This window comes from Microbacterium sp. K41 (assembly GCF_004794395.1).
Lineage (GTDB): Bacteria > Actinomycetota > Actinomycetes > Actinomycetales > Microbacteriaceae > Microbacterium > Microbacterium sufflavum.
The window spans coordinates 1-5,940 of record NZ_SSDO01000132.1 but is presented as its reverse complement, the minus strand read 5'-3'; the positions used below and the strand labels follow the sequence as shown (position 1 = coordinate 5,940).

Here is a 5,940-nt window from a genome sequence, read left to right as displayed (position 1 = left end):
CGAGCCGCCCTGGCCCGGAGTGGTCGCCCCGCCGCCCGCGGCCGCGGTCACGGTGAGCGCGGCCGTGACCTCGGTGCCGTCCGGCAGGATCACGGCGAGCGTGTGCGCACCGGCCGGGGTGGCCGCGGGGATCGTGACGGTGCGGGAGAACGACCCGTCGGCCGCGGCCGTCACCGTGCCCAGCGACACCGGGTCGCTGCGGAGCTCCAGCTGCAGCTCGGCACCCGCCGCGAAGCCGCTGCCCGAGACCGTGACCGTGCCGCCCGCCGCGACCGTGGTCGCGCCCAGGTCGACGGACGCGGGCTGCTCGGGCTCCGGCTCCTCGGTCACCGGGGGAGTGACCCCGGCCTCGGTCACCCACTTCTCGCCCGCGTCGGACTTCGTCACCGTGAACGTGTCGTACACGGCTCCCACGGGCAGGTCGGTCGACGCGGACGCCGTCTTCTCCGCCAGGTACGACCGGTACACGAGCTGGTTCTTCGACACGTCGATCACCTGGTACGTGGTCACGCCCTCGCCGCGCAGCACCTGGGTGGCGCCGTTGTTGGTCCAGACGTTCTTCTCCGGGGTCTCCAGGTCGTAGTGCTTCGCGCCCGAGTTCGATACCACGTACACGGGGCCCGTGGTGAGGCCGGGGGTGTCGGTCGCGTCGGTGTTCACGTAACCGCGGGCGTACGTGTGGTCGTGGCCCATCAGCACCAGGTCGATGTCGTTGCGCTGGAACACGGGCAGCCACTCGGCACGCAGCACCGGCTCGTCACGGCCGGCCGACGCCGAGAACACCGGCTGGTGGAAGGTCACGACGTTCCACTTCGAGGGGCTGTTCTGCAGCAGCAGGTCGAGCCACGCCGCCTGGAACCGCGTCCACAGCGTGCCGATCTGCGACGACGGGCAGTCCGCGCCCGAGCACGACGGGAGGCCGGCCGGGGTGAGGAAGGTCGTGTCGCGCGTCGCGTTCAGCGTGATGAAGCGCACGCCCTGGTAGTCGGTGTAGTACGCGGTCTCCGCGGCGAACGCGCTCCAGTGCTCGAAGAACGCGCGGTACTGCTGCGCCACGGGGGAGTCGCCCTTCGCGAGGTCGGCCAGGGCGCCGATCGAGCTCATCGAGGGGTTGTTGTGCGGGTACTCGAAGGCGGCCTTCCACGCCGTGAGCAGCTTGTCGCCGGAGTACTCGTGGTTGCCGGGGGCCGCCATCACGTTGGTGCGGACGGCCGAGTCCTCCATGCCCTTGAACCAGTTGAGCCACTCGTTCTCGTTGCTCGACGTGTTGATCAGGTCGCCCGCGTGCACGGAGCCGATGGAGCGCGGTGCGTTCGCCTCGGCCTGCTTCACGACGCTCGGCCACGTGGTGTCCAGACCGATCTGGGCGTCGCCGTAGTACAGGAACTGGAAGTCGGTGGCGTTCGGGTCGGCCGTGCGGAAGGTGAACCAGTCGCTCCAGCTGCCGGGGAGACCCACGCGGTAGCGGTACTCCGTCGCCGGGGTGAGTCCGGTCACGGTGGCCGAGAAGTGCTTGTTCGGGTTGCCGTTCACGACCCCCGCGTCGTACGCGTCGACGACGCGCGTCTCACCGCCGGCCGCCGCGCCGATCTCGACCTGTCCGACCGTGTGCGAGGCGTCACCCGCGAGCCACGAGAACGACTGCGACACCTCGGGCCGCTCGGTCGGGGTGAGGATCACGCGCGTGGGCGGGGCGATCACCGGGGTGCCGGGGTCGGACGCGGGCACGAGCGTGAGCGACGACATGTCGAAGTAGATGTCGGAGCTGGTGGCGCGGTCCTGGAACAGCGACACCGCGATGGTGTTGGTGCCGTCGTGCAGCAGTGCGCCCTCGGCGCTGAACGTGCTGGTGAGCGGGTCGCCGTTGGAGTCGCCCGCGTACTCGACGTTGGTGGTGTCGGTGATGCGGCCGTCGACGTAGCGCGCGACCTCCGTGCCGTTGATCCACACGACGAGCGCGTCGTCGTAGGTGACGGTGCTCTGCAGGGCTGCGACCTGCTCGGCGACGCCGGCCTCGAGCTCGAACGTGGTGCGGAAGAAGTACGTCGGGACCGCGGGCGCCTTCACCCCGTCGAGGTAGTGGTTCAGGAGCGTCTTCGGCGTCTGCGGTCCGACAGCGCCGAGCTTGCCGTTCTTCGCGCCGAAGCTGCCCGGAGCGGTCTTCCAGGCGCTGTCGTCGAAGGCGGGCAGGGTCCAGTCGCGCAGGGCGGCCGGGGCGGGCGACGGGTCGGTGCCGTCGTCGAGATAGTGCCAGGCGGTGTCGCCGGTGATGAGCGAGCCGGTGGGCACCTCGGGGTCGGGTGCGGCGAGGGCCGCGGGAGCGACGACGGCGCCGCCGAGCACGGCGAGCAGCGCGACGGACGTGAGTCCGCGACGCCGCCACCGCACCGCAGGGGTGGGGGAGGTCATGTCAGTCCTTCGTGGGTGGGGTTCCGTGCTCAGCCGCACGGGGCCCGTCCAGCCCATCGAAGCCGGATGACCGTCACCTGACGCCGAGACGACGGGGAGGTGAACGCGGGCGCCCCGGTACGCTGGAACCCATGCTCAACATGGCCGACGGCCTCGCCCGTCTCGGCGCGCTCGCCGAGAATCCCGTCGTCCGCACCCTCGCGCAGGCGTTCGCCGAGGCCGGGTTCGAGCTCGCCGTCGTGGGCGGACCGGTGCGCGACGCCCTGCTCGGCCGGGAGACGCACGACCTCGACTTCACCACGAACGCCTCGCCCGACCAGATCCTCGCGATCGTGAAGCCCGTGGCCTCGGCGCACTGGGACATCGGTCGCGCGTTCGGAACGATCGGCGCGCGCGTGCGGGGCGAGCAGGTCGAGATCACGACGTACCGCGCCGACAGCTACGACGGGGTCACCCGAAAGCCCACGGTCGAGTTCGGCGACACGATCGACGGCGACCTCGTGCGGCGCGACTTCACCGTGAACGCGATGGCCCTCCAGGTGCCGGCGGTGAAGCTGATCGACCCGACCGGAGGCGTGGAGGATCTGGTGGCCGGGGTCCTCCGCACGCCCGCCGACCCGCGGGTGTCGTTCGGCGACGACCCGTTGCGCATGCTGCGGGCCGCCCGCTTCAGCGCCCAGCTCGGCTTCCGCGTCGACGACGACACCGCCGCCGCGATCACCGAGCTCCGCGAGACCCTGGCGATCGTCAGCCCCGAGCGCATCCAGTCCGAGCTCGTGCGGCTGATGCAGACCGACGACCCGGTGCGCGGCATCCGCGTGCTGGTCGACACCGGCCTCATCGAGGAGTTCCTGCCCGAGGTCAGCGAGCTGCGCCTCGAGGTCGACGAGCACCACCACCACAAGGACGTGTACGAGCACTCGCTCACGGTGCTGCGCCAGGCGATCGCGCTGGAGCACTCCCGGCACCCCGGCGCCGCGCCCGACGTGCCGCTGCGCATCGCCGCCCTCCTGCACGACATCGGCAAGCCGCGCACCCGCAAGCTCGAACCGGGCGGGGCCGTGACCTTCCACCACCACGACGTGGTCGGCGCGCGCATGGCCCGCAAGCGCCTGCAGGCCCTGCGCTTCGACACCGCCACGACCGATGCCGTCGCCGCCCTGATCGAGCTGCACCTGCGGTTCTTCGGCTACGCGGAGGGCACCTGGACGGACGCGGCCGTGCGCCGGTACGTGCGCGACGCGGGCGACCTGCTGGAGCGCCTCCACATCCTCACCAGGGCCGACGTGACCACGCGCAACAAGCGCAAGGCCGCCCGGCTCTCCGCGGCCTACGACGACATCGAGTCGCGCATCTCGGCGCTGCGCGAGCAGGAGGAGCTCGACGCGATCCGCCCGGAGCTCGACGGCAACCGCATCCAGGAGGTGCTGGGCATCCGCCCGGGCCGCGAGGTGGGCGAGGCGTACAAGTTCCTGCTCGACCTGCGCCTCGACGAGGGCGTGCTCGGGCCGGAGGTCGCCGAGCAGCGCCTGCGCGAATGGTGGGCCGCCCGCGGCTGACCGCCCCCTCCCCGTGCGGGGCTCAGTGCAACGGCGGACCCACGACTGCGGCGCTGTCCGGCGGCAGCGTGAGCAGGCCGTCCGCGCGCGTGTGGGCTCCGGTCGACACGAGCTCCACCGCCTCGTCCGCGACCGCGAAGACCGCCCGGGCGGGGGAGAGGTTCACCAGCACCGACAGCGCCCCCCGGTCGATGCGGTACACGCGATGCTCCGGGCGGCCGTCGGTGGCGCGCACCTCGACCCTCGCGTGCGTCGTGTCGGGCTCCGTCAGCTCCGGCCGCTCCCGGCGCAGTCGCGCGAGGTCGCGGTACAGACGCAGCAGTCGCGTGTGCTCCGGTCGCTCGACCTCCGCCCAGTCCAGGTGCGAGCGGGCGAAGGTGTCGGGGTCCTGCGGGTCGGGCACCGCCGCCGGATCCCACCCCATGCGCGCGAACTCGGCCGTGCGGCCCTCCGCGACCGCGCGGCCCAGCTCCGGCTCCGGGTGCGACGTGAAGAACTGCCAGGGCGTGCTCGCCCCCCACTCCTCGCCCATGAACAGCATGGGCGTGCCCGGGGCCGTGAGCGTGAGCACCGCGGCGACCGCGAGGCGATCGGGCGAGAGCGTGGCGGAGAGCCGGTCGCCCGCCGCCCTGTTCCCGACCTGGTCGTGATCCTGCGCGAAGGTCACCAGCCGCCACGACGGGACCTCGGGCGGGATCGGTGCTCCGTGCGGGCGGTCGCGGAACGTGGAGAACGTGCCGTCGTGGAAGAAGCCCCGGTCGGTGACCTTCGCCACGGCCTCCGGCGATGCGAAGTCCTCGTAGTAGCCCGTGGTCTCGCCGGTGAGCGCGACGTGCACCGCGTGGTGCCAGTCGTCCGACCACTGCGCCGTGAGCCCGTACCCTCCGGCCTCGCGCGGCAGGATCAGCGTCGGGTCGTTGAGGTCGGACTCGGCGATCAGCGTGAGCGGACGGTTCTGCTGCGCCGACAGCGCGTCGACCCGCTCCGACAGCTCGCGCAGCAGATGCACGGGCCGGGTGTCGTGCAGGGCGTGCACGGCGTCGAGCCGCAGGCCGTCGACGTGGAAGTCGCGCAGCCACATCAGGGCGTTGTCGATGATGTACGCCCGCACGGCCGGCTCGTCGAGGTCGACCGAGTCGCCCCACGTGGTGCTGTCGCCCTCACGCAGGTACGGACCGAACAGGGGCAGGTAGTTGCCGCTCGGGCCGAGGTGGTTGTACACGACGTCCTGCACCACGGCGAGGCCCCGGGCGTGCGCCGCGTCCACGAAGCGCTGATACGCCGCCGGGCCGCCGTACTCCTCGTGCACCGCGAACCAGAGCACGCCGTCGTAGCCCCAGTTCCACCGCCCGTTGACGGCGTTCACGGGCAGCAGCTCGACGTGGGTCACGCCGAGCTCCACCAGATGGTCCAGCCGGGCGACCGCCGCGTCGAGCGTGCCTTCGGGTGTGAACGTGCCCAGGTGCAGCTCGTAGATCAGCCCGCCCGCGAGCTGCCTTCCGGTCCAGTCGCTGTCGGTCCACGCGAACGCGGCGGGGTCGAACGCGGCCGAGGCCTCGTGCACGCCGTCCGGCTGCCGCCGCGACCGGGGGTCGGGGCGCAGGTGCTCGTCGTCGTCGATCAGGAAGCCGTAGCGCTCGCCGTCCGCCAGGATGCCGTCGCCCCGCCACCAGCCGTCGGCCGCAGCCGTGAGCTCCGTGTCGGTCGCGGTGCCGTCGGCCGCGAGCCGCCGCAGCCGCATCCGCCGTGCCCGCGGAGCCCACACCTCCATCACGACCGTGTTCCCCTCACCGCGCGAGCTCGATCAGCGCCACGGGATACGTGTCCAGCAGCTCGGCCAGCCGCACGGGGCCCGGGGCGATGCGGCGCCCGGTCAGCAGGTCGGTCCCGGGGATGTCCGGCCGCATCATCACGGTGTCGCCCCAGCCGCCGCGCCGCGCAAGGCCCACGGGCAACCGCGTCGCGGCGGCTG

General features: G+C 72.4%; 4 protein-coding genes. 1 reads left to right on the top strand and 3 read right to left on the bottom strand.

Going from position 1 to position 5,940, the window contains the following annotated elements; translation table 11 throughout:
* Positions 1–2,409 (bottom strand): purple acid phosphatase family protein (locus DW309_RS02980; protein ID WP_136044519.1); only part of this gene is annotated, 2,409 nt, incomplete at its 3' end.
* A gap of 131 nt (positions 2,410–2,540) precedes the next feature.
* Between DW309_RS02980 and DW309_RS02975 the strand changes: the two genes are divergently transcribed.
* The gene (locus DW309_RS02975; RefSeq protein WP_136035276.1) at positions 2,541–3,968 is read left to right on the top strand and encodes a CCA tRNA nucleotidyltransferase; all 1,428 of its coding nucleotides are present in this window, start codon (positions 2,541–2,543) and stop codon (positions 3,966–3,968) included.
* Positions 3,969–3,990: 22 nt separating this feature from the next.
* On the opposite strand, the gene treZ is transcribed toward DW309_RS02975, so the two are convergent.
* Positions 3,991–5,739, bottom strand: a complete 1,749-nt coding sequence (gene treZ / locus DW309_RS02970; protein WP_168387154.1) for a malto-oligosyltrehalose trehalohydrolase — start codon at positions 5,737–5,739, stop codon at positions 3,991–3,993.
* 16 nt (positions 5,740–5,755) lie between these two features.
* Positions 5,756–5,940: hypothetical protein (locus tag DW309_RS02965; protein WP_136044517.1), on the bottom strand; the 185-nt coding region annotated here is incomplete at its 5' end.